Genomic DNA, 24419 nt, shown 5'->3' with positions numbered 1-24419 from the left:
CGGGAGCAGGGGGGTTCGTACCCAGCGACCGGACGTTCCGTGACCGCGTGTTCCGGCACGGTCTCCGTCGACGTCGGCCTCTCGTCGAGAGGGATGCGGCGGCGACGTGTATCACCGGTAGTCGACCAGACCGTCCGCGCACGCCTCTTCGTCGCCGTCGCGGACGGGGTGGAGGGTTTGCTGCGGGGCGAAGGTGCCGCGGAACGCCGCTATGCGGTGACGTCCGGAGCGCCTACTCACCGGCGGTACCGGGAACGGCCGTCGCCGCCTGAACCTCTTCGCCCTCGCCGGTCCGCGCGTGAAGATGTCCGACCACGGTGTTGACCACGGCGATCAGCGGTACGGCGACCACGGCGCCGCCGATCCCCGCGACCAGGCCCCCGGTGGCGACGCCCAGGACGACGGCCAGCGGGTGCACCCGCACGGCCTGCCCGAGGATGAACGGCTGCAGGACGTGCCCCTCGATCTGCTGCACCAGGAGCACCACCAACAGGACCATGAGCGCGGTGAACACGCCCTGCGTGACCAGGGCGACCACGACCGCGACCGCGCCGGAGGCCACCGCACCGACCAGCGGCACGAACGAGCAGAGGAAGATCACCACCCCGAGGGGAACGGCGAGCGGCACGCCGAGGAAGTAGATGCCCAGCCCGATGAAGAGAGCGTCGATGAACGCGACGAGCATCGTCCCGCGCGCGTACGCGGTGAGCGTCCGCCAGGCACGCGGGCCGGCCGAGGCCACGCCCGGCCGGGCCTCGGCCGGAACCAGCTTCAGTGTCCACTCCCAGATGCGCCTGCCGTCGTAGAGCAGGAACAGGGTGGAGAACATCGTGAGCAGCATGCCGGTGAGGACCTCGACCAGCACGGTGACCCCCTGGATGCCCGCGGAGGTGATCTGGCTCGTACTGGTGCCGATCGCGTCGCTCAGGTTCTTGGCGACATCGTTGATCTGCTGCTCGGTCACGTGGAACGGGCTCTGGAGCAGCCACTGCTTGAGCTGCTCGACTCCGTCCTGGAGGCGGCCGGACAGGGTGTCGACGTTGGCGAGCACCTGCCATACGACGAACCAGGCGACCAGCCCCAGCACGAGGAACCCGCAGAGCGCGGTGACCGCGGTGGCCAGCCCCCGGGACAGCCCGGCGCGGTGCAGCCGGGCGACGGTCGGTTCGAGCAGCGCGGTGATCAGCAGTGCGACGACGAAGGCGAGGACGACCAGTCGTACGGAACCGATCACTCGCATGAGCACCCACACCGCCGCGGCCAGGACCAGGAACCGCCAGCCCGTCTCCGCCGCCACCCGTAGACCCCAGGGGACCGCGGCGGCAGGGTCCGGGGTGCGCGGGCGGTCCCGGCGGACCTCCGTGGGCCGCGCCGGGTCCGGCTCCGTCTCGCGATCCGCGGCGGCACGAGCCGCCCGGGCCCGCTCACGCCGTTCACCGAATCTGGCCGCGCCGTTCCGCACGCGATCGCGCCAACCGTGGAACCGGGGCATCCGGAACCTCCCTCCGCATCCCCGGCCTAGTGCCCCCGTTCCGGTCGATCAGCCGTCCCGGGGGACTCCCGTCCGGGCGACGCCGGTCCGGAGACCGGGTCCGCGCGTCGCGGCCGGTCGTGGACGGCGTCGCCCGGGACGCGTCCGGCTCGGATCCTCCTCGGGCAGGCGCTCACGGCGGTACGAGGTGCCGTCTGCCGTGCCTGTCCGACGGTCGGTGCCGGAAGACGTCCGGAAGGTGCCCGGTCACCCTTCCTGAGTAGCCTCCTGGACGAAGGTCGCGTGGAAGCGACGGGGTCCGTCCACCTCACGACCGGGGCCGGTGAGGGTGACCGTCGTGCCCAGTCGGGCGGCGGTGCTCGACGACCCCAGACGGAGATCCAGTTCGCCCGGTTCGATGACGCGGCGGCCGTCACGACCGGTGAACGAGGCGACGTCCGCGGGAACGGTCACATGGAGGCGGCGGGCCTCGCCCGGCGCCAGCGGGACCCGGGTGTAGCCGACAAGGCGCTGCACCGGCTGGACGACGGAGGCCACCGGATCGTGGAGATAGAGCTGGACGACTTCGGTACCGGACCGCTCGCCGGTGTTGCGGAGCGTGAAGGCGAGGGTGAACTCGCCCTCCGCCGACGCCTGCCGTGTCTCCACGGTGAGATCGCTCCAGGCGAATGTGGTGTAGCTCAGGCCGTGGCCGAAGCCGAACGCGGGGGTCGGATCGATGTTGGAGACATCGCTGGCCTGGGCCAGTCGGGCACCGAGGTACGTGGTCGGCTGGGCGCCGGGTCGCCGGGGCACGCTGACGGGCAGGCGCCCTGAGGGATTGACGCGACCGCTGAGTATCCCGGCGATCGCGTGGGTGCCTTCCGCCCCGGGGAAGAAGGACTGCACGATCGCCGCGGACTCGTCCACGGCCCGGCCGAGAGCGTAGGGCCGGCCCGCGAGCAGGACGGTGACCACGGGCCGGCCGGAGTCGAGCAGGGCGTCGAGTAGCTCCTGCTGGGCACCGGGGAGCGTGAGCGATTCCGCGTCGCAGCCCTCACCGCTGGTGCCGCGGCCGAAGAGGCCCGCGCGGTCGCCGAGGACGACGATGACGATGTCGGCGGTCCGGGCCGCCTCCACCGCCTCGTCGATCCCGGAGAGGTCTCCGTCGTCGATGCCCGTGCCACGGAGGACGGTGATGTCCGCCTGCGGGAACTCGGCGGCGAGGGTGTCGTGGAGGGTTGGCAGGTCGATGCCGAGGGGGATGTCCGGGTGACGGACGCCGACGTGCAGGGGGAAGGAGTAGCAGCCGAGCACGGCGGTGGCCTCGCCCGCGTTGGGACCGATCAGCGCGATACGGCGGGGTTCGGTGAGGGGCAGTGCACCGTCATTGCTGAGGAGGACTACGGCCTTCTCGGCGATCTCGCGGGCCAGTTCACGGTTGGCAGGGGGGTCCAGGTCGACCTTGCCGCGCAGCGATTCCGGGTCGTCGAGGTCGACGCCGCGCAGAGCGGCCGGCACCGGGTCCCAATCAGGGTCCAGCATGCCGAGTTGGGCCTTCTGGAGGAGAACTCGGCGCAGGGCTACGTCGATCAGTGCTTCCGGGATGCGGCCGTCCTTGACCGCCTGGACGAGCGGTTCGCCGAAGGTCTTGACGGTGGGCAGTTCCACGTCGACGCCGGCGGCCAGGGCGGTGTGCGCGGCTCCGGCCCAGTCGGCCGCGACGCCGTGCAGCGTCTTGAGGAAGGCGACGCCGAAGTAGTCGGCCACCACGGTGCCCTCGAACTCCCATGTGTCACGCAGGAGTTCCGTGAGCAACCGCCTGTCGGCGGCGGCGGGGACCCCGTCGGTGTCGTTGTAGGCGTGCATCACCGAGCGGGCGCCGCCTTCGCGCACGGCCATCTCGAACGGGGGCAGCAGGACGTCGGCCCGCTCGCGGACGCCGATCCCTGCGGGGGCGAGGTTGCGTCCCGCACGGGAGGCGGAGTATCCGACGAAGTGCTTGAGGGTGGCGACGACTCCCGCCGACTCCAGCCCCTGGACGTAGGCGGTGCCGATGGTTCCGACCAGATAGGGGTCCTCGCCGATCGTCTCCTCGACACGGCCCCAGCGGGCGTCGCGCACCACGTCGAGGACCGGTGCGAGTCCCTGGTGGACACCGACCGACCGCATGTCCCGGCCGATGGCGGCGGCCATCCGGCGCACGATCCCGGGGTCGAACGTGGCACCCCAGGACAGCGGAACCGGGTAGGCGGTCGCCCCCCAGGCGGCGAAGCCGGCCAGACACTCCTCGTGCGCGAGAGCCGGGACGCCGAACCGGTTGGCGGAGACGATGCGTGCCTGGGTGCGGTGCAGGGAGAGGGCCCCGAGCGCGGGGTCGACGGGTACGGTGCCGAACGGCCTGGTCAGCTGCCCCAGCCCGGTGGGCATCAGCGCGTCGAGGTCGACCGCCTCCTCCATGTCGTGCTGATGGGGGGCCACTTCTCCTCCCTGGTCGGAGGCGCCGACCCACACGCCGTGGAGTTGGGCGGTCTTCTCCTCCAGGGTCATCGCCGCCATGAGAGCCGTGACTCTGGCGGTGAGGGGCCGGTTCGGATCGTTCCAGAGAGGGGCTGCGGGGGTGGTCTCTACGGCCACGTGGCGATCACTTTCCTCCGACGCCCATCAGGCCCTGGACCAGGGCGCGACGGGCGAACAGGTAAACGAGCAGAACAGGGATCATGGACAGCATGACGGCGCCCAGCAGGCCGGGAATGTCGATGCCGTGTTCGGTCTGGAAGTTGTACAGACCCAGCGTGATCACCTTGGTGGAGTCGGACTGGGTCAGCACGAGCGGGAACAGGAAGCCGTTCCATGCCTGGAGCGCGGAGAAGACCGTGATCGTGGACAGGCCGCCGCGCGAGAGCGGTACGACCAGTTGGAAGAACATGCGGCGCGGAGTCGCGCCGTCCACGGCCATGGCCTCGAACAGCTCGGGGGAGATGTCACGCATCGCACCGCTGAGGATCAGCGCCGACATCGGCAGGCAGAACGCGGCCGTCGGCAGGATGACGCCGAGCAGGTTGTCATAGAGCCCCGCCTCGCTGATCAGGTAGAACATCGGCACGATCACCGCCTGCGCCGGAATGGCGAGCCCCAGCAGAAACAGGCGGAAGACCAGTGAGGTCACCCTGCTGCGGCTGCGCACGATGGCGAAGGAGAGCGGCGGGACCAGGACCAGTACCAGGGCGACCACGGCTGCCGTGACGGCGACCGTGTTGAGGAAGTACTGACCGAAGTCGGCGTCGAAGGCGCCGAAGTAGTTGTCGAGAGTGAAGGTGTCCGGCACGGACACCGGGCCGTTCGCGGCATAGTCACCGCGGGTCCGCAGTGTCGCGGCGAGCATCACGTACAGGGGCAGACCCACCACGAACAGCCAGACGGTGGAGCCGACGCCGGCCAGGTAGTTGGGACGGCGCCTCATGCCACCCCCTCCATGGAGCTGCGCATCTTGTCGTAGCCGGACACCCGCACGACGATGAGCGAGATGACCGTGGAGGCGACCACCAGGGTGAGGGCGATGGCGGAGCCGGTGCCGAAATCGAAGCTCTTGAAGGCCTTTTCGTACATGTAGTAGGCGCTGATGGTGGTGTCGGTCCCCGGTCCTCCCTGCGTGAGGATGAGGACCGTTTCGAAGGTGGTCAGCCCGCCGACCGTCATGAGGATCATCGAGGTGATCATCGAGTTGCGCAGTTGAGGCAGCGTGATGTGGAAGAACTGCCGGTAGCGGCCCGCTCCGTCGATCTCCGCGGCCTGGTAGAGCACCTGTGGGACGGCCCTGGCGGCACCCTGGTAGATCAGGGTGTGGAAGGGAGTGAACTGCCAGGTGCTGACGAAGGCCAGCACCCCGATGGCGGTGGTCTGCTTGCCGAACAGGTTGCCGTCCCCGAACAGCCAGGTGGCGTCCGCGGGGATGCCGAAGTTGGGGTCGAGAAGGGCCCGCCACAGTACGGAGACCGCGGTGGCCGACAGCAGCAGCGGAACGAAGTAGACGGCCGACAGGACGGCGCGATTGCGCTGGTGGCCGGCGGCCCAGGTCCCGAGGACGATGCTGAGCGGCGTCTGTATGACGATGCCCAGCGCGGTGAGGAGCAGGGTCGTCCAGATGCTCTTGAGCATCACGGGGTCGTCCACCAGACGTGACCAGTTGTCCATGCCCACGAACTGGGGGGAGCCGAGCCCGTTCCAGCTCATGAAGGACAGCACCGCGACCATGACCAGCGGAACGAGGGCGAACAGGGCGAAGAAGAGGGTGGCGGGCAGAGCCCAGCCGAAGCCGGGCCGTCCCACGTCTGCGGCGTGTGAGCCGGCCGGCCACCGCGAGGCCTCCTTGCGGAACCTGGCGGTGGACGGAGAGCTCGTGATCTGTGTGGTCATGAGCCGTTCACTCGGTCGGGAGGGCCTGCATGGCCTGGATGAAGCCGTCCGCGTCGATCTGGCCGTTGAAGAACTGCTGCACGGCCTGCTGGATGGGCGTGCCCGCCGCCGGCGGGTACGCCTGGTCCCAGGACAGCTGGAACGCGGGGGCCTTCGCGACCAGGTCGTACTGGAAGCGTGAGTAGTCGGGGTCGGCCGAGGTGCCGAGGAACTTCGGGGTGTTCGTCGTGGTCGGCAGGTTGCCGATGGCCAGCTGCGCCTTCACGAACTCGTCCGAGTACATGAGCTTCAGGAACTCACCGACGGCTTCGGGGTGCTTGGTCTTCTTCAGCACCGAGTAGAAGTTGTTGGTGTTCCCGACCACGTCCGCCGCGTCGCCCTTGCCCTCGGGGACGGTCGGGAACGTCGTGTAGCCGAGGTCCTTCTCCGCGAACGCCTTGGCGTCCGACTGCTGTTGGGCGTAGTACCAGGAGCCCATCAGCTCGAACCCGGCCTTGCCCGACGCCAGCAGCGCCGGCGAGGCGCCGTTGGTGTACTTCACGGAGTCGTAGTTCTTGCCGAAGGCACCGGCGTCCACGAGTTCCCTGATCATGCTCAGGGCCTTCTTGCTGTCGGCGCTCTCCCACGCCTTCTTGTCGCCCTCATGGGCCTTCTGGAACAGGCCCGGGCCGGCGATGCGGTCGTAGAGGTACTCGAACCACATGAGTGTGGGCCATCTGTCGCCGCCACCGAGGGCGATGGGGGTGACGCCCTTCGCCTTGAGCTTCTTGACCGCGCCGAGCAGCTCGTCCCACGTCTGCGGGGGCTTCACACCCGCGTCGTCGAGGACCTTCTTGTTGTGGAACAGCAGCACGGGCTGGGTGCCGCGCATCGGCACGCCGTAGGACGTCCCGTCGACGACCGCGCTCTTGACGACCGAGGGCAGGAAGCTCTTCTCCAGGTTCGGGTCCTTCTTGATGAAACTGTCCAGCGGCATCAGCAGGCCGGCCTTGACGAACGGCTGGATGCTGCCGCCGCCCCAGTTGAAGAAGATGTCCGGCGCCTGAGGCGTGTTGATGATCGTTTGGAGCTTCTGCTGATAGTCGGCACCGGGGATGGTGTCGAGGACGGCCTTGACGTCGGACGTCTTGTTGAACGTGTCGACGATCTGCTTCTCGACCTTGTTGCTGGCGTCCCCGTAGACCAGGACGTGGATCTTGCCGTCGTTCGACGACGCCTTGCCGTTGTCGCCGCCGCAGGCGGAGAGGCTCAGCGCCAGGGCGAGCGTCGCACCGCAGGCCACCAGTCTGGGCATGCGCGCACGTGTGTTCATCCTTCGCCTTTCGAAAGTTTCGAATGCATTACCGAAAGTATTGGCGCTGCGGACACTAGGTCAGGCCTGAGACACGGTCAATGGTCATGCAGGCACTTGCTCGGACCGTTGTCTGAGCCGGTGGCTATATCCTGCAGGCATGAGCGAAGAGGACGAGGCGAACGGCAGGGTGACCCTGGCCGAAGTGGCGAGAGTGGCCGGCGTTTCGTTGCCGACAGTTTCGAAGGTGCTGAACGGCCGCGCGGATGTGTCACGCGTGACCCGGGCCAAGGTGGAACGACTGCTGGAGGAGCACGGCTACCGCCGGCGTACCCGGACGTCGTCGCAGCCCGCCCTCCTGGAACTGGTGTTCCACGAGTTGGACAGCATCTGGGCGATGGAACTGATCAAGGGCGTGGAGCAGGTGGCGCGGGACAACCGTGCCACGGTCGTCCTCACCGTCAGCGGCACGCGCCACACCCCCGGGCCGGAATGGCTCGCGGGCGTCCTGCAGAGAAAGCCGTTGGGCGTCGTCCTGGTCTTCTCCACCCTCCCGCAGGACGTCAAACGGCAGCTCAGGGCGGCGGCCATCCCCTTCGTCGTGGTCGATCCCGCCGGTGACCCCGACCCCGACGTGCCGTCGGTCGGGTCGGCGAACTGGGCCGGCGGCCTCGCCGCCACCCGGCATCTCACCGCACAGGACCACGAACGGGTCGCGATCATCACCGGTCCCGAGGACATGCTGTGCTCTCTCGCCCGCCTGGACGGCTATCGCTCCGCCATGGCCATGGCCGGCCTGGAGGTGGACCCTCGGCTCATCCGTTTCGGCGACTTCCATGTGCAGGGCGGTTTCGAGCACGCGATGAGCCTGCTGGACGGCCCGGACCGGCCGACCGCGATCTTCGCGGGCAGCGACCTCCAGGCGCTCGGCGTGCTGGAGGCGGCCCGCGTCAAGGGACTCCACGTACCGCGGGATCTGTCGGTGGTCGGCTACGACGACGTACCGCTCGCGCAGTGGTCGAGCCCGCCGCTCACCACGGTGCACCAGCCGCTGCGGCACATGGCCGAGGAGGCCTCACGCATGCTGTTCCACCGCGACGAGTCCGGCAAGACCGCCCAGCGCATCGAGCTGGCCACGCATCTCGTGGTGCGCCAGAGCACGGCGCCGCCCGGCACGGCGTGAGCCGGCCGGCGTCCGCACACACCGCGCTTCGTCACCGCCCGGGCCCCCGAGCCCGGACGCCCGGGACGCAGGCCGGGCGAACGACGGTGTGCGACGCACGGGGGAGGGGCGGTCAGGTCCGCGGGCGGCGGTCGGGGTCGTCGTCGGGGGTCTGCCAGGAGTTCTGTCGTGTCGCCGCTCGCGGGTTCTGGTCCGCCGGGCGGGCGCCGGGGTCCACGCGGCGTGCGGTACGGCGGCTGCCGTACCAGAACGCGCCGATCAGGAGGGCGGCGAGCACCACGCCGGCGACGATCAGGGGGAGCGAGGACGAGCTGTCGGCTGCGAGGACACGGGGGGAGATCATGACGGCCGTCTACCCCTTCTCCGGCACCCCTCACGGTGGCGCACGCGAAAACCGGTGAGGCGGCTCGTCCGGCGAGCGGGGGGACGAGTGGCGGGGCGGGACGGACGAGGCACGGTCCGCTCCCCCGTCCTCGGGGGAGCGGACCGTGCCGATGACCCGTCAGCGGGTCGGAACGTGGCGCCTACGATGAAGCGGTGAGGCGCCGGCCGGGCGGCCCGCCGTCAGGAGCAGCCTGCCGGTGTGGGCTGCGACGCGTCGTGGATCAGCGCGTCGTGGGCCGCCTTCAGCCGCTTCACATCGGGCTTGACCACCTTGCGGTCGTACGTCATCAGCCCGTTCAACTCGCCCTCCACATCCGAGATCTGGGTGTAGACGGCGCCGTTGCCGCCCTTGCAGGCGAGCTTGTGCACCTCGTCCAGGCGGGCCAGGTAGTCGTCGGTGTACGTCGCCGGGTCGACGTCCACGTAGGACTGCTGCACCGACCAGGCGTGACCGGGCACCGCGAGGCCGAGACCGCCGTACTCTCCGCTGACGAGGGCGCGCTTCCCGTCGGGGTCGGGCGGCAGTGCCGGACTCGGGTAGCCGTGCTCGTCGATGATGTCGCCGGTGCCGCCGTCCACGCCGAGGTTGATGCCCGACATGGAGTTGACGAGGCGGGTGGGGTCCCAGGACTTGGCCTGGTCGGCGATGCGGGCCTCGTCGTACTGGCCCCAACCCTCGTTGAAGGTCACCCACATGACGACCGACGGGCTGCTGATGTGCTCGTCGATCATCTGCTTCATCTCGCGCTCGTACTCGGCGCGGGACGCGGCGTCCGGATCGACCCCGGCCGTCATGGCGGGCATGTCCTGCCAGACCATCAGGCCGAGCCGGTCCGCCCAGTAGAACCAGCGGTCGGGTTCCACCTTGATGTGCTTGCGGACCGCGTTGAAGCCCATCTGCTTGTGCATCTTCAGGTCGTACGCCAGGGCTTCGTCGGTCGGCGCGGTGTGCAGACCGTCGGGCCAGAAGCCCTGGTCGAGGGTGGCCATCATGAAGACCGGCTTGCCGTTGAGGACCGTGCGCGGGGTCCCGTCCACCTTCTCCACGGCGATGGAACGCATCCCGAAGTAGCTGCCGACGCGGTCCGCGCCGACCGTGACCTTCAGGTCGTAGAGGAACGGATCGTCCGGCGACCAGAGGTGCGGGTTGACGATCTTCAGAGTGAGCGGCTGCCCGGTGCGGCCGGTCACGGTGGCGACCTTCTTGTGTCCGGCGTAGGCGGTGGCGGTGACCGGCACCCCGCTGCGGACGCCCTGCGGCTCGACGCTGAGCCGGCTGTTCTTCACGTCGGGCGTGAGCTTGAGCGAGTCGACGTGGTCGGAGGCGACCGGTTCCATCCACACCGTCTGCCAGATTCCGGAGGACGGGGTGTACCAGATGCCGCTGGGGTCGAGACGCTGCTTGCCCACCGGCGGGTTCTCGCCGCCCTGCGCGTCGGTCGGGTCGTAGACGCCGACGATCAGCTCCTGAGTCCTTCCCGGCTTCAGCGCGGCGGTCACATCGGCGCTGAACTTGTCGTAGCCACCCTGGTGTTCGGCGACTTTGGTGCCGTTGACGTAGACCTCGGCCCGCCAGTCGACGGCGCCGAAGTTGAGCCGCAGCCGCTTGCCGGAGCCGATCCGCCAGTCCTTGGGGACCGTGAAGGTGCGGCGGTACCACATGCGGTCCTCGTGCCGTTCGATGCCGGAGAGCTGGGATTCCACGGGGTAGGGCACGAGGATCTTCTCGGCGAGGTTCCTGCCGACCGGCGGCTGGTCGCCCGCCTTGGCCGCGGCGAACTGCCAGGACCCGTTCAGGTTCTGCCAGTTGTCCCGGGTGAGCTGGGGCCGGGGGTACTCGGGGTGGGCGTTGCGCGGGCCGACGTCGTCCGCCCACTTCGTCCGCAGCTGGTAGGTGGAGTGGTTGGAGCCGCTGCTCCAGAAGGTGTTGACAACGTTGCCGCTCGTACCGGAGAGGCCGCCCTTGCCGTCGTAGCTCAGGTCGGCGGTGCCCCGGGCCGTGCCGGTCTTATTGCCGACGACGGGTTCCTTCAGCCGGACGAGCAGCGACTTCGGGTCGGCCGGGTCCAGCTTCGCCGTGGACAGGGGCCACTTGGCGCCGCCGATGACGGCTTCGAGGTGGTCGGTGAGACCGGCCGGGGGCGCGGCGAGCGCCTGGGCGAAGTCGAGGCGCAGGGTACGGCCGTCCCTCTCCACCGTGGTTGCGATGGCGCCGTCATAGGCATATCCGTCGGGCAGCCGGAGCGCCGACTGCGGGACGGCCGTCTTCGTGCCGCCCGGCGGGGTCCAGCGCAGATGGAGGTTGGAGCCGCCGAAGTGCTCGAAGTACTCGACCTTGATGTCGTAGGCCCGGCCGGCGGTCAGCTCGACGGGCTGGGAGGTCTGTTCACGGTCCCAGTCGTCGACCCAGTGATCGATGGCGAGTTGCCCGTCGACCCACAGCCGGAATCCGTTGTCGCCGATGATCGAGAAGGTGGTGGCGCCGGTCTTCTCCGGGACGATCCGGCCGGTCCAGCGGACGTTGACGTCGTCCGACTGACCGGTGGCGAAGGCGAGTCGCGGCTCCAGGTTGTCGAAGTCGAGGTTGGTGTCGAATCCGGTGGCCTTCAGCTCGTGGAAGTCGAAGGCGCCGGGGGCGGACTGGGTGTAGTACTCGCCTTTCAGCCCGTGGACCTCCACGGGCTCGTCGGCGGCGGTGGCGGCCGGTGCGGCGGACAGTCCCGCCATGCCGAGCACCGCGACGAGCAGGAGTGCCATTCGAGTTCGGATTCTTCTGATGCGCACGGATCCTCCTTGGCTGAGGAAGGGTGGCGGCTCGTTGCTTCTGTCTGTACAACGTTGGAAGGAACGGGAGTTGGCATCACAGCACGGGTCCCGGTCTCTGTCCAGGGTCATGACAAACGTACAGGTGGCAGAGACGCACATCGATGGAGAGGAGATCCCTTGCGGGTCAGCCTGAAGGACGTCGCGGAGCACGCCGGCGTCTCGATCAAGACGGTTTCGAACGTCGTGAACAACTATCCGCACGTCACTCCGGCCATGCGGGCCCGGGTCCAGGAGGCGATCGACGAGCTGGGTTACCGGCCGAACCTCACGGCGCGCAGCCTGCGCAAGGGGCGTACGGGCATCATCGCCCTCGCCATTCCCGAGCTCGGCAACCCGTACTTCGCCGAGCTGGCCGGAGCGGTCATCGACGCGGCCGCCGAGCACGAGTTCACCGTGCTCCTCGACCACACGCGGGGCGATCGGGAGCAGGAGGTGCTGGTAAGCCAGGGCTTCCGGGCCAATGTGATCGACGGACTGATCCTCAGTCCGCTGGAGCTCGAGGCCGAGGACCTGCGCTCGCGGACCGACGACGTGCCGCTCGTCCTGCTCGGCGAGCGGGAGTACGAACTGCCCTACGACCACATCGCGATCGACAACGTGGCGGCCGCGCGCAGTGCGGTACGCCATCTGCTGAGCCGCGGACGCTCACGGATCGCCTATCTCGGGGCCCGTACGGATTCGGCCAACCGGCCGGCCCATCTGCGACTGGCCGGCTGGCGCGAGGAACTGACGGAGGCCGGCGTGCCGGCACCCGACGACCTGGTGGTGCCGGTCGGCGGCTGGGACCGGGAGGAGGGGGCGCGGGGCATGGCCCGGCTGCTCGACTCCGGTGTGCGTCCGGACGCGGTCTTCGCCTACAACGACCTGGTCGCGATCGGTGCGATGCGGGTGCTGCACGAGCGTGGGCTGCGGGTGCCGTGGGATGTCGCGGTGGTCGGCTTCGACGACATCGAGGAGGGGCGGTTCGGTGCCGTCACGCTGACGACGATCTCGCCGGACAAGCAGGCCATCGCGCGGATGGCGGTGGCTTCCCTGCTGCGCAGCCTGTCGGGTCGTACGGAGCCCGGTGGACGTGAACTGACTGCGGATTTCCGGCTGGTGGAGCGCGAGAGCACGCTGGGGCGGCGCTGACGAGATTTCGGACCGAAGGCTTTACAGCCTCCTTCCAACGATGTAAAAACCTCCCCGGAACGACGTGTACACCGAGTTGACCGCAAGAGCCGATCACCCCCCGGGAGCGCTCTCAGCGCCGGGGCCGCGCCGTTTGGGGACTCCATGAAGCCGATCGCACCTCGCCACCGCACCTACGCCAGGACCCTCCTCGCCACCGGCCTCATCACGAGCCTGGCGCTCGTCTCCGGCTGCGCGAAGTCGGAGGACGACTCCGCCGACAAGGACAAGAGCTCCACCAGCCAGGGCGATGGGGGACAGGTCGTCGCCTCACCGTCCACGGGCTCCGGCCCGACCTGTGCCATAGACGCCTACGGCGCGAAGAAGACCGACCTGAAGTCGGCGACCGTCGGCTTCTCCCAGTCCGAGAAGGAGGCCAACCCCTTCCGGATCGCGGAGACCGCGTCGATCAAGGCCGAGGCGAAGCAGCGGGGCGTGAAGCTGCTGACGGCCAACGCCCAGTCGCAGTTCTCCAAGCAGATCAGCGACGTCCAGGACCTCATCGCCAAGGGCGCGGACCTCCTGGTGATCGCACCGCTCAACTCGGACGGCTGGGAGCCGGTCTTGCGCTCGGCCTCCGCCAAGCACATCCCGATCATCACCATCGACCGTAAGATCAACGCCGCCGCCTGCAAGGACTATGTGAGCTTCATCGGCTCCGACTTCGTCGAGCAGGGCAAGCGGGCCGCGGACCGGATGATCGAGGCGACCGGGGGCAAGGGCGAGATCGCGATCCTGCTCGGCGCCGCGGGCAACAACGTGACCACCGAACGCACCAAGGGCTTCGAGGACCGCGTCAAGGAGAAGGCACCCGGCCTCAAGATCGTCTTCAAGCAGACCGGTGAATTCGCCCGGGAGAAGGGCCAGTCGGTCACCGAGAACCTCATCCAGTCCAAGCCCGGCATCACCGGGATCTACGCCGAGAACGACGAGATGGGACTCGGCGCGGTCAACGCCCTCAAGGGCGCGGGCAAGCAGCCGGGCGCGGTGAAGATCGTGACCATCGACGGGACCCGCAACGCCGTCCAGGGCATCGTCGACGGCTGGATCGACGGTGTCGTCGAGTCCAACCCCCGCTTCGGGCCGCTCGCCTTCCAGACACTCGACTCCTTCACCAAGGGGGAGAAGGTCGCCCAGGACATCGTCATCCAGGACAGCGAGTACACCACCGCCAACGCCAAGTCGGACCTGGGCAAGGCCTACTGACATGTTGTCGGTCACCGGTCTGTCCAAGACCTTCCCCGGCGTGAAGGCCCTGTCCCAGGTGGACTTCACGGCCCGCGCCGGGGAGGTGCACGCCCTCATCGGCGAGAACGGCGCGGGCAAGTCGACCCTCATCAAAGTCCTCACCGGGGTCTACCAGCCCGACGAGGGCGAGGTGACGTACAACGGAACCCCGGTCCGCTTCGCCACCCCGCTGCATGCGCAGCACGCGGGCATATCCACCATCTACCAGGAGGTCAACCTCGTCCCCCTGATGACCGTGGCCCGCAACCTCTTCCTGGGCCGCGAACCCCGCAACCGGCTGGGCCTGATCGACTTCCGGCGCATGCACCGGGAGGCGGACGCGGCACTGCGCGAGCTCGGGCTGCGCGTCGACGTGCGCCGCCCGCTGCGCGAACTGGGCGTCGGAGCACAGCAGATGGTGGCGCTCGCCCGCGCCGTCTCCGTCGACGCCCGCGTCGTCGTCATGGACGAACCCACCTCCTCGCTCGAACCCCGCGAGGTCCGCACCTTGTTCGGCGTGATCCGGATGCTGCGCGAACGGGGTATCGCGGTGATCTACGTCAGTCACCGGCTCGACGAGCTGTACGAGATCTGCGACACGGTCACGGTGCTGCGCGACGGCAAGGTCGTGCACACCGGCCGTATCGCCGAACTCGACCGGCTGAGACTCGTCGCGCTGATGCTCGGACGCGAGATCACGGACGTACGCGAGGACGGCCTCACCAAGTTCGCCGGCGGCCACCAGGCCGAGGCCGAACCCGTGCTCCAGGCAACTGAACTGACCGTACGTCACCAACTGGACGCGGTGTCCGTCTCGGTCCGCCCCGGCGAGGTGGTGGGCCTCGGCGGTCTGCTCGGGTCGGGCCGGACCGAGACGGCCAAGGCCATCGCGGGCGCGCTGCCCACCGACTCCGGGCAGGTCGTGGTCGCGGGGGCCCGGGTACGCAGCGGCTCCACACCCGCCGCGATCCGGGCGGGCATCAGCCTGCTCCCCGAGGACCGCAAGGCCGAGGGGATCGTGCCGGGCCTCTCGGTCCGCGAGAACATCGCGCTCGCCGCGCTGCCGGGCCTCTCCCGCTTCGGCCTGGTCGACGAGGCACGGATCGACCGGATCGTCGAGACCTTCATGAAGCGGCTGCGGATCAAGGCCGCGGGCCCTCACCAGAAGGTGGGCGAACTGTCCGGCGGCAACCAGCAGAAGGTCCTGCTGGCCCGCTGGCTGGCCATGCAGCCCAAGGTCCTGCTCCTCGACGAGCCGACCCGGGGCATCGACGTCGGCGCCAAGGCGGAGGTGCAGAAACTGATCGACGAACTGGCCGACGACGGACTCGGCGTCCTGCTCATCTCCTCGGACCCCGAGGAACTGATCGAGGGCAGCGACCGGGTGATCGTCCTCAAGGACGGTGCGGTCGTCGAGGAACTGACCGGTGACGCCGTCACCGAGGACCGGCTCATGCGCGCCATCGCCGCCGCACCCGCGGACACCGGGAGCGGCACCGGCCCGGGAGGCCACGATGACTGACCTGACCCTGGGGCGGATGACCGCCGACCGCGACCGACTGCTGCACCTCCTGCAGGAGTACGGCGTCTACCTGGGCGTCGTGGTCCTCTTCCTGGTCAACACCGTCTTCACCCCGCACTTCCTGTCCACCGAGAACTTCCGTACCCAGGCCGTCCAGGTCGCCCCCGTCCTGATCGTGGCCCTCGGCATGGCGCTGGCGATCGGCAGCGAGGGCGTCGACCTGGCGGTCGGCTCGGTGATGGCGCTGTCCACCTCGCTCCTGTCGCTCTACCTCGGCTACGGGCCCTGGGCGGCCATCCTGATCGCCCTCGTGGGCGGTGCCGTGATCGGGGTCGCGAACGGATCGCTCATCGCGTTCGTCGGCGTGCAGCCGATCGTCGCCACCCTCGCCCTGATGGTGGCCGGGCGCGGCCTCGCCCTGGTGCTCCTCCCGCAGCTCAAGGACGTCCACGACCCGGCCATGGCCTCCCTCGGCTCGGGCGACGTCCTGGGCGTGCCGTACCTCGTCCTGATCGCCGCCGCGCTCGCGCTGCTCGTGGCCTTCGTCGTACGGCGCACCACCTTCGGGCGGCAGCTCCTGGCCATCGGGGACAGCCGGCCGGCGGCCCGGCTCGCCGGACTGCCGGTGCGGCGCGTGCTGATCCTGGTGTACGTCTGCTCCGGCGTCCTCGCCGCCGTCGCCGGGGTGCTGGCCACCGCCCGTCTGACCGCGAGCGACCCGACTTCGCTCGGCAACCTGATGGAACTCTCCGCGATCACCGCGGTGGTGGTCGGCGGCACCCCGCTGAGCGGAGGGCGCGTGCGGATCGGCGGCACGGTCGCCGGAGCCGTACTGATCCAGCTGCTCACCACCACGCTCATCAAGCACGATCTGCCGCCGTCGTGGACCCAGATCGCGCAGGCCGTGGTGATCGTCCTCGCCGTCTACGCGGCACGGGAACGAGGAAAGCGATGACGACCGACGTGGACACTCCGGTGATCGCCAAGAGCACGGCCGAGGACGAACCGACCGGTGCCTCCCGGTCCGAGCGGCTCAGCGCGCTCGCCCAGCAGCACGGCGCCCTGGTCACCCTCATCGTCGCGATGATCGCCGCGTCGCTGAGCTTCGACACCTTCCTGACCGGCGACAACCTGGAGAACATGGCGCTCTCCTCGGCGTTCCTCGCCGTGGTCGCGCTCGGCATGACCTTCGTCATCGTCACCGGCGGCATCGATCTGTCGGTGGGTTCGCTGTTCGCCCTCGGCGGGGTGCTGGCAGCCTGGGGGTCGCGGTACGGAACGGCGGTGGCGCTGCTGCTGCCCCTGGCCGTGTGCGGAGCGATCGGGCTGCTCAACGGCCTGCTGATCGCCCGCTCGCGACTGGCTCCCTTCATCGTGACGCTGGCGTCGATGCTCGGCGCCCGGGGCATCCTGCTGTCCGTCACCGACGAGGGCTCGAAGACGTATCTCGTCGACAAGGACTCCTTCTTCGCGAAGCTGGGCCAGAACACCCTGCTCGGCGTCGGCGTGCCCGTATGGATCACCCTCGCGCTGTTCGTGCTCGGCGCGGTGGTGCTCCGGCGCACCCGGTTCGGCCAGTACGTCTACGCGGTCGGGGGGAACGAGGACGCGGCGGCGCTGATGGGTGCCCCCGTGGCCCGTACGAAGATCTCCGTCTACACGCTCTCCGGACTCTGCGCGGGGTTCGCCGGGGCCCTCAACGCGGCCTGGCTGGTGTCGGGCGTGACGATCCTCGGTTCCGGCATGGAACTGGAGGCGATCTCCGCGGTGGTGATCGGAGGCACACTGCTCACCGGGGGATTCGGGTTCATCAGCGGGTCGTTGGTGGGCGTCCTGCTGCTGAAGGTGATCCAGAACGTCATCAACCAGATCGGCTCGCTGGACTCGGCCTACCAACAGGTCGTCAGCGGGGCGTTCCTGGCCGTGGTGGTGATCGCGCAGACGTGGCTGGGACGCCGACGGCGCGTGCTGTGAGATCTCCGGCCCGGGTCCGGGACTCCTTCGGATCGCCCACGTCCGCAGGGTGAGAGCAGGGGACCGCGGTCCCAGGGCCGGCCGTACAGGCCTCAGGGCCTCCTCGGAGCGGCGCCCCCGGACGGCCTGTCCGGGGCGCCGTGACCTTCGCGCCCAGGCGGGCGCCGTCGGCAGGGTACGGCGCTCAACTCCCCGGACAGACAAGGGATCTCACGCGGAGTGGCCGTCGTAGAAGGACCGGTTCAGGGCTACGAAGTCCTCGACGCCGAGCGGGTCGTCGCCGCCGATTCTCTTCACCAGGTCGTTCATACCGGAGAAGATGCCGTTGCGGTAGTCGACGGCGACGGCGACAAGGTGCTGGACGAGATGCGGTGAGGCACCTCGCTTCTCCAGGATGGCGGCGAACTCGTCGAGTTCCACGGGTACGTAGGTCACCTCGCGGCCCAGGGCGCGGGACATCGCCTCGGCGATCTCGTAGTGGTTCAACTCGACCGCGCCGTAGAGCGGGTAGATCTTGCCCGCGTGCGGGGCGGGCTCCTCGAGGACGGCGGCGATCACCTTCGCCTGGTCGACGGCGGCGATGGGCGCGTGGCGCGCGTCCGCGAACGGCAGGCGCAGTTCGCCCGTGCCGTCCCACATGTTGACCAGCCATTCGGCGAAGAACGTGGGGCGGAGGTGGGTGACCGCGGGCCGGGCGCGGTCCAGCAGCCGTTCGGCGACCCAGTGTTGGCGCGCCGCGTTGCTGCGGGACTCGCGGCGGGCCGAGATCTGGGACATGTTCACGATCGCGCCCACGCCGTTCTCCTCCGCCGCCTGGGCGACGTTCGCCGTGGCGTCCATGAGGCCGGGCAGGATCGGATAGGTGAAGTAGGCGGCGTCGATCCCTTCGGTGGCCCGGGCCAGGGAGTCGAGGTCATGGGCGTCCCCGACCGAGAGCTCCGCACCGAGATCCGCGAGCTCGCGGGAGCGTTCGTCGACGGTCCGGACGAGCGCGCGGACGTGATGGCCACGCTGGAGCAGCAGTTCGGTGGTGTGCCTGCCGGTCTTGCCGGTGGCTCCGATCACCAGGAGGTTGCGGTTCGTCACGTTGATTTCCTTCTCTCGAACGGGTCCGTACCGCCGGGGTGCGGGACGGAGATGAGGTGTCCGGCGCGTGAAGGTGCTCAGGAACGCCGGGTCAATGACCGTGGGCGGGGGAGGGGTTCGTCAGGCTGAAGAGGTCGAAGAACAACCGGGCGCGGTCGGCGTCGCCCTGTACGGCGAGTTCCCCGGAGGCCATCGCGTCGTCGACGGTCACCCCACCCGTGGCGAGAGCCTGGAACGTCGCTCTCCCCGAGGTCAGCCGCAGCCCGGGCTTCACCGGCGCGGGGCCGGTCTCCAGCCGCACCCGCTCGCCGTCGCCCTGCAGCCACAGCGTCTCCCCGTCCACCGCGATCTCCGTCACGGTGTCGAAGTCGACCGCCTCCCCAGGAGCCGTGAGGCGCATGGCCAGCATCGTCCAGGCGGCCCGGTCGAAGGAGCCGGGCGGCGGGGGAGCGAGGCCTCCGCCCCACTCGACGAGGGACGCCAGGAGCGGTGTCAGGGCCGTACCCCGGGCACCGAGCTCGTATCCCGCGGCGCGCCCCGGGCCGGGCAGGACCGTACGGCGCACCACGTCGTACCGCTCCAGGTGCCTCAGCCGAGCGGCGAGCAGGCTGGTGCCCATGCCGGGCAGGTCGGCGAGGAGGTCACCGTACCGGCGTGGTCCCAGGGCGAGCTCGCGCACGATGAGGAGCGTCCAGCGCTCCCCCAGCACGTCGAGGGCGCGGGCGATGCGGCAGGTCTGTTCGTAGGACCGGGTCATGATGGTTCCCCGGTGAGCGGTGCGAGGGGGGCTCGTGTGGCCGGCGAGGGCTCGGCGGGGAGCGGGGCGGACAGTGAGATCCGGCCCAGCGGATCGTGGACCAGGCGCTGCACCCGCGCCCACGGGGCATCCGGTCCGGTGTCGGTGCGAGCCGGGATCTCGGAGGTGCGTACGGCCCTGCTGACGGCGGTGCTGCGGGCTCCGGCGCCGCTGACAGTGCCGTCCACGAGACAGAAGTAGCTGACGGGCGATTCCGTGTCCGAGTGGAGTCGCACTCCCATCATCCACGTGTTGTCCCAGCTCACGGCCCTCTCCCTTCCGGGTGCGATCGGTGTCGCGCGCCCTGCGATGGAGCGTGTTGTTCAGTTACCGGTAATCGACGCTACCTGATTTAGAACCAAGTGCCCAGTCTGGATTCTTCCCGTCCAGGCCGACGGAATTTTCGCGGCGTCCGCGTTCCCCGTGTGAGCCGCACGCGCGCCCGCGCCCTGCCGCGGACAGCGGCTCCTCGTCCCGGTGGCCGGGCGTCAGCAGTCCTGAGACGCGTGGTGGACGGAGAACTCGCCCGACCCGATCGGACTCCCGCAAGCGCGACAGTGGACCTCGGCGACGAACACCTCGCCGCAGACGTCGTGGACGAAGTCGACCCGGGGCACGTCGTCCCCGCCGTGGGTGTCGCCCCAGCGTTTGAGTACCAGGACGACCCGGCCGAGCTCGCGGCCCTTCCGGGTCAGCTCGTACCCGGCGAGCCGGCCCTTCTCCGGAGAGTGCGGGCGCAGGATCCCGGACGCGGTGAGCCTGCGGAGCCGGGAGGACAGGACATCTCTCGGTGCTCCCACCGCGCGCAGGATGTCCGTGTAACGCGACGCGCCGAAGGCCACCGCGCGCACGATGTGCAGGGACCACCGGTCGCTGACCGCGTCGAGCGCGAACGCCAGGGAGTCCCGCTTCGGTTTGTTTTCCAAACCTGCATGTGTATGCTGCGATTGGTTTGACATTCAAACCATCTTAGTCCGGGAAGTCGTCGGATCGAACGCCGGCCGTTCCGGGGCCACCGTTCGCCCGAGGCCGCCGAGGAACCGTCCTCCGGGGCGCTGACCGCCGGCATGCCGGACCCCGGCGCGCGCCCACGGGCGGCCGAGCCCCGGCGCCGTGCGGACCTCCGCCTCTGCCGACGCGTACAGAACCGCAGGCGACGACCCCGCCCATCGAGAAGGAACCGCACCATGACCGTAGTGAAGGCAGCCGCAGTCCAGATCAGCCCGGTGCTGTACAGCCGAGCGGGCACCGTCGAGAAGGTCGTCGACAAGATCCGCGAGTTGGGTACGAAGGGGGTCCAGTACGCGGTCTTCCCCGAGACCGTCATTCCCTACTACCCCTACTTCTCCTTCGTGCAGGCGCCCTACGCCATGGCCAAGGAGCCGCTGCGTCTGTTGGAGGAGTCGGTGACGGTGCCGTCCGCCGAGACCGACGCCATCGCCCGGGCCGCGCGCGAGGCACACATGGTCGTCTCGATCGGTGTCAACGAGCGGGACGGCGGGACCATCTACAACACGCAGCTCCTGTTCGACGCGGACGGCACGTTGATCCAGCGCCGCCGGAAGATCACGCCGACCTATCACGAGCGGCTCGTCTGGGGGCAGGGCGACGCCTCCGGCCTGCGCGCTGTGGACAGCGCCGTCGGCCGTGTCGGCCAACTCGCCTGCTGGGAGCACTACCAGCCCCTCGCCCGCTACGCGTTGATCGCCGACGGCGAGCAGATCCACGCGGCGATGTATCCCGGTTCCTTCGGCGGGGCGCTGTTCGCGGAGCAGATCGAGGTGAACATCCGTCAGCACGCTCTGGAGGCCGCCTGCTTCGTGGTCTGCGCGACCGCGTGGCTGGACCAGGACCAGGTGGGGCGCATCGCCGAGGACACCGGCGGCCCGGCGCTTTCCGGCGGATTCTTCACGGCGATCGTCGACCCCGAGGGACGCGTTCTCGGCGAGCCGCTCACCTCCGGTGAGGGCGAGGTCATCGCCGACCTGGACTTCGGACTGATCGACCAGCGCAAGCGGTTGATGGACGCGCGCGGCCACTACAGCCGCCCTGAACTCCTCGGCCTGCGGATCGACCGCACGCCGACAGCCCCTCTCCACGAGCGAGGTGCGCAGGCTGCGGCCGGCGGTGCTCGTACGGTGGCGGAGGGCCTCTCCACCGAGGAGTGAGCCGATCGCGGCGGTGCCGCTCCCGTGTCCCCGCGGGAGCGGCATGGCCGGCTCCCGCGTAAGGGGCACCGCCGGCTCCTGCGGAAGGGGCCGGCCGTGGCAGCGCTGGACGCCACCAAGGCGCTGTGCGGCGGCACTTGGCGTCCGGCGATCCGGGACGGAGGAGAGGTGGAGGTCAACTCCCGTCTGCGAAGCCCTGGAACAGGTCGCTCTCCCGCTCTCCGCCGGTCCACGGCGGGTTGACGCGTACGTACTCCTCCGCGGGGTTCTCGCCACCGGTCAGGCGCAGCATCCCCAGCAGGGCCTGGGCGTCCTGCTGGCCGGCGTGTGCCGCCAGCGCCCGGAGCTTGTGGTCCCAGAACCCGGAGATGTCGACGACAGTGGTGACGTCGCCGTCGTCCACACCCATCTCCAGCGGGGGAGTCCAGGTGTCGGGGCCGAAGAGCTCCTGTGCCCGGGTTCGGACCGCCGAGAGGCGGGAGACGGAGAGGGCGATGTGGTACAGCTTCGGCAGACGCCGGCCGGAGGGTGTGCCGGTGCCCTCCCGGACGGGGAAGCCACCGGCGGTCCGGAGGCGCTCGAACGCGGCGGTCGTGAGTTCGTGTGTCCGGACGTGATCCGGGTGGTTCGAGAGCCCGTTGGGGGGATAGGTCACCAGGACGTCCGGCTCGTATGCGCGCAGGAGGGCTCCGAGGCGACGGACGATGGGTTCGCCGTCGCGTCTGCCGAACGCCCGAGGATCGACGTCGTCGGGGGAGCCGGGCAGACCGGAATCGGGATGGCCCAGGCGGATCAGACGACTCACGCCCAGTGCGGCAGCGGACCTCGCGAGCTCGTCGGAGCGCCGTGCGGCGACCTCCTCCGGCCGGTGCCCTGGGTGACCGGGTTTCTCGCCCCCGACCCCGTCTCCCTGTCCGCCGTCGGTGCAGGTGACGAGGACCGTCCGGAACCCCTCGGCCGCGTATCGCGCGAGGGTGCCGCCCGTTTGGCTGGCCTCGTCGTCCGGGTGCGCGTGCACGACCATCAGCGTCGGCCGGCGGTTCTCCGGTGAATGCATGGTGAGCGCTTCTCTCTGACGCGACAGACACCTGTCGACGCGTGTCGCGTCGACAGGTGTCGTCGACTTCTTCTGGCAGCCATTACCGAGTCCGCGTGTGACATCCCGACGGATTCGAAGAGAGCCGGAACGCGGCGGACATGCCACGGCGACCACCGATGACGGTCGGTGAAACGGGCGTCCAGGCCGGCTCCATCGAGCCGGTCCCTCACCCGCATCTCCTTACGGCACGGTGACTCGGATTACATGGTTTGAGTTTCAAACCATGCACTGTTACCGTACCTGAGCAAGTTGCAGCTCACAACAGGACATGAGGAGTTGTGTACGGTGAACAACGCACAGCGCGCCCCCGTGGGGGAAAACCGGAACACGGTCGAGGGAAGATCCCGGGACGAGGCACCCACCGAAAACCGGCGGGCCGGTTGGGTGTTGGCCCTGGGCAGCCTCGGTGCTTTCGTGGTTTTCCTCGACACCACTATTGTCAACATTGCCTTCCAGACCATCAGTCACAGTTTCGACACCACGGCCGGACATCTGGCGTGGGTTCTCAACGCATACAGCCTGGTGTTCGCGGCCATGCTCATCCCGGCGGGCCGGGTGGCCGACCGCTATGGACGCAAGAACATATTCATCGTGGGCATCACCGGATTCGCGCTCATGAGCGCGCTGTGCGGACTGGCGCCGAGCGCCGGGGTGCTGATCACCGCCCGCGCCCTGCAGGCGGTCTTCGCCGCGCTGGTCGTGCCGTCCTCGCTCGCGCTCGTCCTGCACGAGTTCACCGCCGCCCGCCGACATGTCGCGATCGGCGTCTGGGGCGCGATGGCGGCCGCCGCGGCAGCGGTCGGCCCCACGCTCGGAGCGCTGCTCACCGAGTACGCGTCCTGGCGATGGATCTTCCTGGTGAACGTGCCGATCGCCGTTGTGATCGTGGCGCTCGGCAGAAGCCTGCTCCACGAGTCCCGTGACCCGGGGGCCTCCGGCCTTCCCGATCCCGTCGGGGCGCTTCTCGTGGCCGCGATTCCCGCGCTCCTCAGCTTCTCCATCATCGAGGGACCTTCCCGCGGATGGTCCGACACATGGGTGGTGATGGGATTCGTGGCGGCGGCCCTGGCCCTTCCCGTCTTCCTGTGGCGTACGTCTAAGGCGGCGCGGCCGGTGATGGACCTCGCGCTCTTCAAGGAGCGTCAGTTCTCCGAGATCAACGCCGCCACGCTTCTGTTCTCGACCGCGTTCTTCGGACTTCTCCTCGCCAATCTGATCTTCCTCCAGACGGAATGGCACTACTCGGTACTGCGTGCGGCGCTCGCCAGTTCCGCCGGGCCGATCGTCGTCACCGTCATCGCGCGCTCCACGACCAAGCTGGCCACCGTCGTAGGCCACCGCCGCGTGCTTTTCGCCGGTGCCGTCACCTGGACTCTGGGCTGCCTCGGATTCGCCCTTTTCGTCGACTCCTCGCCGCACTGGGTCACCCACTGGCTTCCCTGGACGCTGCTCACCGGTCTGGGAATCGGTCTCACGCTGCCTGTGCAGTCCGGAGCCGCCGTCGCGAAACTTCCCCCGGCACAGTTCGCCGTCGGATCCGCGATCAATTCCAGTTTTCGGCAACTCGGCGCGGTCCTGGGGGTCAGCATCTTCGTGGCTCTTCTGGGGACATCGAAAACGGGTCCAGGAGTGGACAACTTCCAGCACATCTGGTGGGTCTTCGCGGTGCTCGGCCTCGCCGCGGGCGTGGTCCAGGCCCTGCCGCGTCTGCGATCGGGGTCCGCGGCCTCGGCGCCCTGAGTGCCGTGCCCTTCACGACGGAAGACCCTCCTGCCCGGGATCGCGGAATCGGATCCCGGGCAGGAG

20 protein-coding genes and 1 pseudogene are annotated in these 24419 nt (G+C 69.3%); 8 read left to right on the top strand and 13 right to left on the bottom strand.

Annotated features, from left to right (window positions below):
* Positions 1 to 111: 111 nt before the first annotated feature.
* The 6 genes and pseudogenes from OG776_RS01735 to OG776_RS01710 form a co-directional block, all read right to left on the bottom strand.
* Positions 112 to 216: pseudogene (locus OG776_RS01735) on the bottom strand (phosphotransferase); the annotation flags it as partial.
* A gap of 16 nt (positions 217 to 232) precedes the next feature.
* Complete coding sequence (locus OG776_RS01730) at positions 233 to 1492, bottom strand: AI-2E family transporter (protein ID WP_148014310.1); 1260 nt, start codon at positions 1490 to 1492, stop codon at positions 233 to 235.
* Between the two features lie 246 nt (positions 1493 to 1738).
* Positions 1739 to 4030, bottom strand: coding sequence for a glycoside hydrolase family 3 N-terminal domain-containing protein (locus OG776_RS01725; RefSeq protein WP_443077168.1), 2292 nt, complete (start codon positions 4028 to 4030; stop codon positions 1739 to 1741).
* Between the two features lie 85 nt (positions 4031 to 4115).
* A complete protein-coding gene (locus OG776_RS01720) occupies positions 4116 to 4934 on the bottom strand; it encodes a carbohydrate ABC transporter permease (protein ID WP_148014312.1) in 819 nt (272 codons plus the stop codon).
* Positions 4931 to 5887 (bottom strand): carbohydrate ABC transporter permease, encoded by a 957-nt coding sequence (locus OG776_RS01715; protein WP_148014313.1) that lies wholly within the window; start codon positions 5885 to 5887, stop codon positions 4931 to 4933. The genes OG776_RS01720 and OG776_RS01715 overlap by 4 nt, the downstream gene beginning before the upstream one ends.
* 7 nt (positions 5888 to 5894) lie before the next feature.
* Positions 5895 to 7199 carry an ABC transporter substrate-binding protein gene (locus tag OG776_RS01710; protein WP_329318354.1) on the bottom strand — a complete coding sequence of 435 codons (1305 nt, stop codon included), beginning with the start codon at positions 7197 to 7199 and terminating at the stop codon, positions 5895 to 5897.
* Positions 7200 to 7338: 139 nt separating this feature from the next.
* On the opposite strand from OG776_RS01710, the gene OG776_RS01705 reads away from it, so the two are divergent.
* Entirely contained in the window at positions 7339 to 8361 is a 1023-nt protein-coding gene (locus tag OG776_RS01705) for a LacI family DNA-binding transcriptional regulator (RefSeq protein ID WP_329318353.1), read from the top strand.
* 112 nt (positions 8362 to 8473) lie between these two features.
* Here OG776_RS01705 and OG776_RS01700 read toward each other — a convergent pair whose 3' ends face one another.
* Positions 8474 to 8704 carry a DUF6479 family protein gene (locus OG776_RS01700; RefSeq protein WP_329318351.1) on the bottom strand — a complete coding sequence of 77 codons (231 nt, stop codon included), beginning with the start codon at positions 8702 to 8704 and terminating at the stop codon, positions 8474 to 8476.
* 221 nt (positions 8705 to 8925) lie between these two features.
* The gene (locus tag OG776_RS01695; RefSeq protein ID WP_329318349.1) at positions 8926 to 11529 is read right to left on the bottom strand and encodes a PA14 domain-containing protein; all 2604 of its coding nucleotides are present in this window, start codon (positions 11527 to 11529) and stop codon (positions 8926 to 8928) included.
* A gap of 159 nt (positions 11530 to 11688) precedes the next feature.
* Here OG776_RS01695 and OG776_RS01690 point away from each other — a divergent pair, with 159 nt between their 5' ends.
* The 5 genes from OG776_RS01690 (at position 11689) to OG776_RS01670 (ending at position 17464) form a co-directional block, all read left to right on the top strand.
* Complete coding sequence (locus tag OG776_RS01690; RefSeq protein WP_148014316.1) at positions 11689 to 12702, top strand: LacI family DNA-binding transcriptional regulator; 1014 nt, start codon at positions 11689 to 11691, stop codon at positions 12700 to 12702.
* Positions 12703 to 12846: 144 nt separating this feature from the next.
* A complete protein-coding gene (locus OG776_RS01685) occupies positions 12847 to 13947 on the top strand; it encodes an ABC transporter substrate-binding protein (protein WP_148014317.1) in 1101 nt (366 codons plus the stop codon).
* 1 nt (position 13948) lies between these two features.
* Positions 13949 to 15490, top strand: a complete 1542-nt coding sequence (locus tag OG776_RS01680) for a sugar ABC transporter ATP-binding protein (protein ID WP_329318346.1) — start codon at positions 13949 to 13951, stop codon at positions 15488 to 15490.
* Positions 15483 to 16445 (top strand): ABC transporter permease, encoded by a 963-nt coding sequence (locus OG776_RS01675; RefSeq protein WP_329318344.1) that lies wholly within the window; start codon positions 15483 to 15485, stop codon positions 16443 to 16445. Before OG776_RS01680 ends, OG776_RS01675 begins: the two co-directional genes overlap by 8 nt.
* The gene (locus OG776_RS01670; RefSeq protein WP_329318343.1) at positions 16442 to 17464 is read left to right on the top strand and encodes an ABC transporter permease; all 1023 of its coding nucleotides are present in this window, start codon (positions 16442 to 16444) and stop codon (positions 17462 to 17464) included. Before OG776_RS01675 ends, OG776_RS01670 begins: the two co-directional genes overlap by 4 nt.
* A gap of 210 nt (positions 17465 to 17674) precedes the next feature.
* On the opposite strand, the gene OG776_RS01665 is transcribed toward OG776_RS01670, so the two are convergent.
* From OG776_RS01665 to OG776_RS01650, 4 genes are all read right to left on the bottom strand, one after another.
* Positions 17675 to 18550, bottom strand: coding sequence for an NmrA family NAD(P)-binding protein (locus tag OG776_RS01665; RefSeq protein WP_329318341.1), 876 nt, complete (start codon positions 18548 to 18550; stop codon positions 17675 to 17677).
* 91 nt (positions 18551 to 18641) lie between these two features.
* The gene (locus OG776_RS01660) at positions 18642 to 19307 is read right to left on the bottom strand and encodes a winged helix-turn-helix transcriptional regulator (protein WP_148014322.1); all 666 of its coding nucleotides are present in this window, start codon (positions 19305 to 19307) and stop codon (positions 18642 to 18644) included.
* Positions 19304 to 19612, bottom strand: coding sequence for a hypothetical protein (locus tag OG776_RS01655; protein ID WP_329318339.1), 309 nt, complete (start codon positions 19610 to 19612; stop codon positions 19304 to 19306). Before OG776_RS01655 ends, OG776_RS01660 begins: the two co-directional genes overlap by 4 nt.
* A 222-nt stretch (positions 19613 to 19834) precedes the next feature.
* A complete protein-coding gene (locus tag OG776_RS01650; RefSeq protein WP_187286055.1) occupies positions 19835 to 20272 on the bottom strand; it encodes a winged helix-turn-helix transcriptional regulator in 438 nt (145 codons plus the stop codon).
* Between the two features lie 261 nt (positions 20273 to 20533).
* Here OG776_RS01650 and OG776_RS01645 point away from each other — a divergent pair, with 261 nt between their 5' ends.
* On the top strand, positions 20534 to 21514 hold the full coding sequence (locus tag OG776_RS01645; protein WP_148014325.1) for a nitrilase-related carbon-nitrogen hydrolase: 981 nt from the start codon (positions 20534 to 20536) through the stop codon (positions 21512 to 21514).
* Positions 21515 to 21689: 175 nt separating this feature from the next.
* Here the strand turns inward: OG776_RS01645 and OG776_RS01640 are convergent, their stop codons facing one another.
* A complete protein-coding gene (locus tag OG776_RS01640) occupies positions 21690 to 22571 on the bottom strand; it encodes a PIG-L deacetylase family protein (RefSeq protein ID WP_329318336.1) in 882 nt (293 codons plus the stop codon).
* A gap of 327 nt (positions 22572 to 22898) precedes the next feature.
* Between OG776_RS01640 and OG776_RS01635 the strand changes: the two genes are divergently transcribed.
* Positions 22899 to 24353 carry an MFS transporter gene (locus tag OG776_RS01635; RefSeq protein WP_329318334.1) on the top strand — a complete coding sequence of 485 codons (1455 nt, stop codon included), beginning with the start codon at positions 22899 to 22901 and terminating at the stop codon, positions 24351 to 24353.
* Positions 24354 to 24419 lie beyond the last annotated feature (66 nt).

This window comes from Streptomyces sp. NBC_01689, assembly GCF_036250675.1.
Classification (GTDB): domain Bacteria; phylum Actinomycetota; class Actinomycetes; order Streptomycetales; family Streptomycetaceae; genus Streptomyces.
This window is presented reverse-complemented; position numbering and strand designations above follow the sequence as displayed.

Bases quoted from the DNA above. Each gene is read 5' to 3' on its own strand.
- OG776_RS01675 (WP_329318344.1), top strand. From the start codon at position 15,483: ATGACTGACCTGACCCTGGGGCGGATGACCGCCGACCGCGACCGACTG.
- OG776_RS01730 (WP_148014310.1), bottom strand. From the start codon at position 1,492: ATGCCCCGGTTCCACGGTTGGCGCGATCGCGTGCGGAACGGCGCGGCC.
- OG776_RS01670 (WP_329318343.1), top strand. From the start codon at position 16,442: ATGACGACCGACGTGGACACTCCGGTGATCGCCAAGAGCACGGCCGAG.
- OG776_RS01645 (WP_148014325.1), top strand. From the start codon at position 20,534: ATGACCGTAGTGAAGGCAGCCGCAGTCCAGATCAGCCCGGTGCTGTAC.
- OG776_RS01700 (WP_329318351.1), bottom strand. From the start codon at position 8,704: ATGATCTCCCCCCGTGTCCTCGCAGCCGACAGCTCGTCCTCGCTCCCC.
- OG776_RS01720 (WP_148014312.1), bottom strand. From the start codon at position 4,934: ATGAGGCGCCGTCCCAACTACCTGGCCGGCGTCGGCTCCACCGTCTGG.
- OG776_RS01660 (WP_148014322.1), bottom strand. From the start codon at position 19,307: ATGACCCGGTCCTACGAACAGACCTGCCGCATCGCCCGCGCCCTCGAC.
- OG776_RS01710 (WP_329318354.1), bottom strand. From the start codon at position 7,199: ATGAACACACGTGCGCGCATGCCCAGACTGGTGGCCTGCGGTGCGACG.
- OG776_RS01640 (WP_329318336.1), bottom strand. From the start codon at position 22,571: ATGCATTCACCGGAGAACCGCCGGCCGACGCTGATGGTCGTGCACGCG.
- OG776_RS01680 (WP_329318346.1), top strand. From the start codon at position 13,949: ATGTTGTCGGTCACCGGTCTGTCCAAGACCTTCCCCGGCGTGAAGGCC.
- OG776_RS01685 (WP_148014317.1), top strand. From the start codon at position 12,847: ATGAAGCCGATCGCACCTCGCCACCGCACCTACGCCAGGACCCTCCTC.
- OG776_RS01715 (WP_148014313.1), bottom strand. From the start codon at position 5,887: ATGACCACACAGATCACGAGCTCTCCGTCCACCGCCAGGTTCCGCAAG.
- OG776_RS01705 (WP_329318353.1), top strand. From the start codon at position 7,339: ATGAGCGAAGAGGACGAGGCGAACGGCAGGGTGACCCTGGCCGAAGTG.
- OG776_RS01725 (WP_443077168.1), bottom strand. From the start codon at position 4,030: ATGGCGGCGATGACCCTGGAGGAGAAGACCGCCCAACTCCACGGCGTG.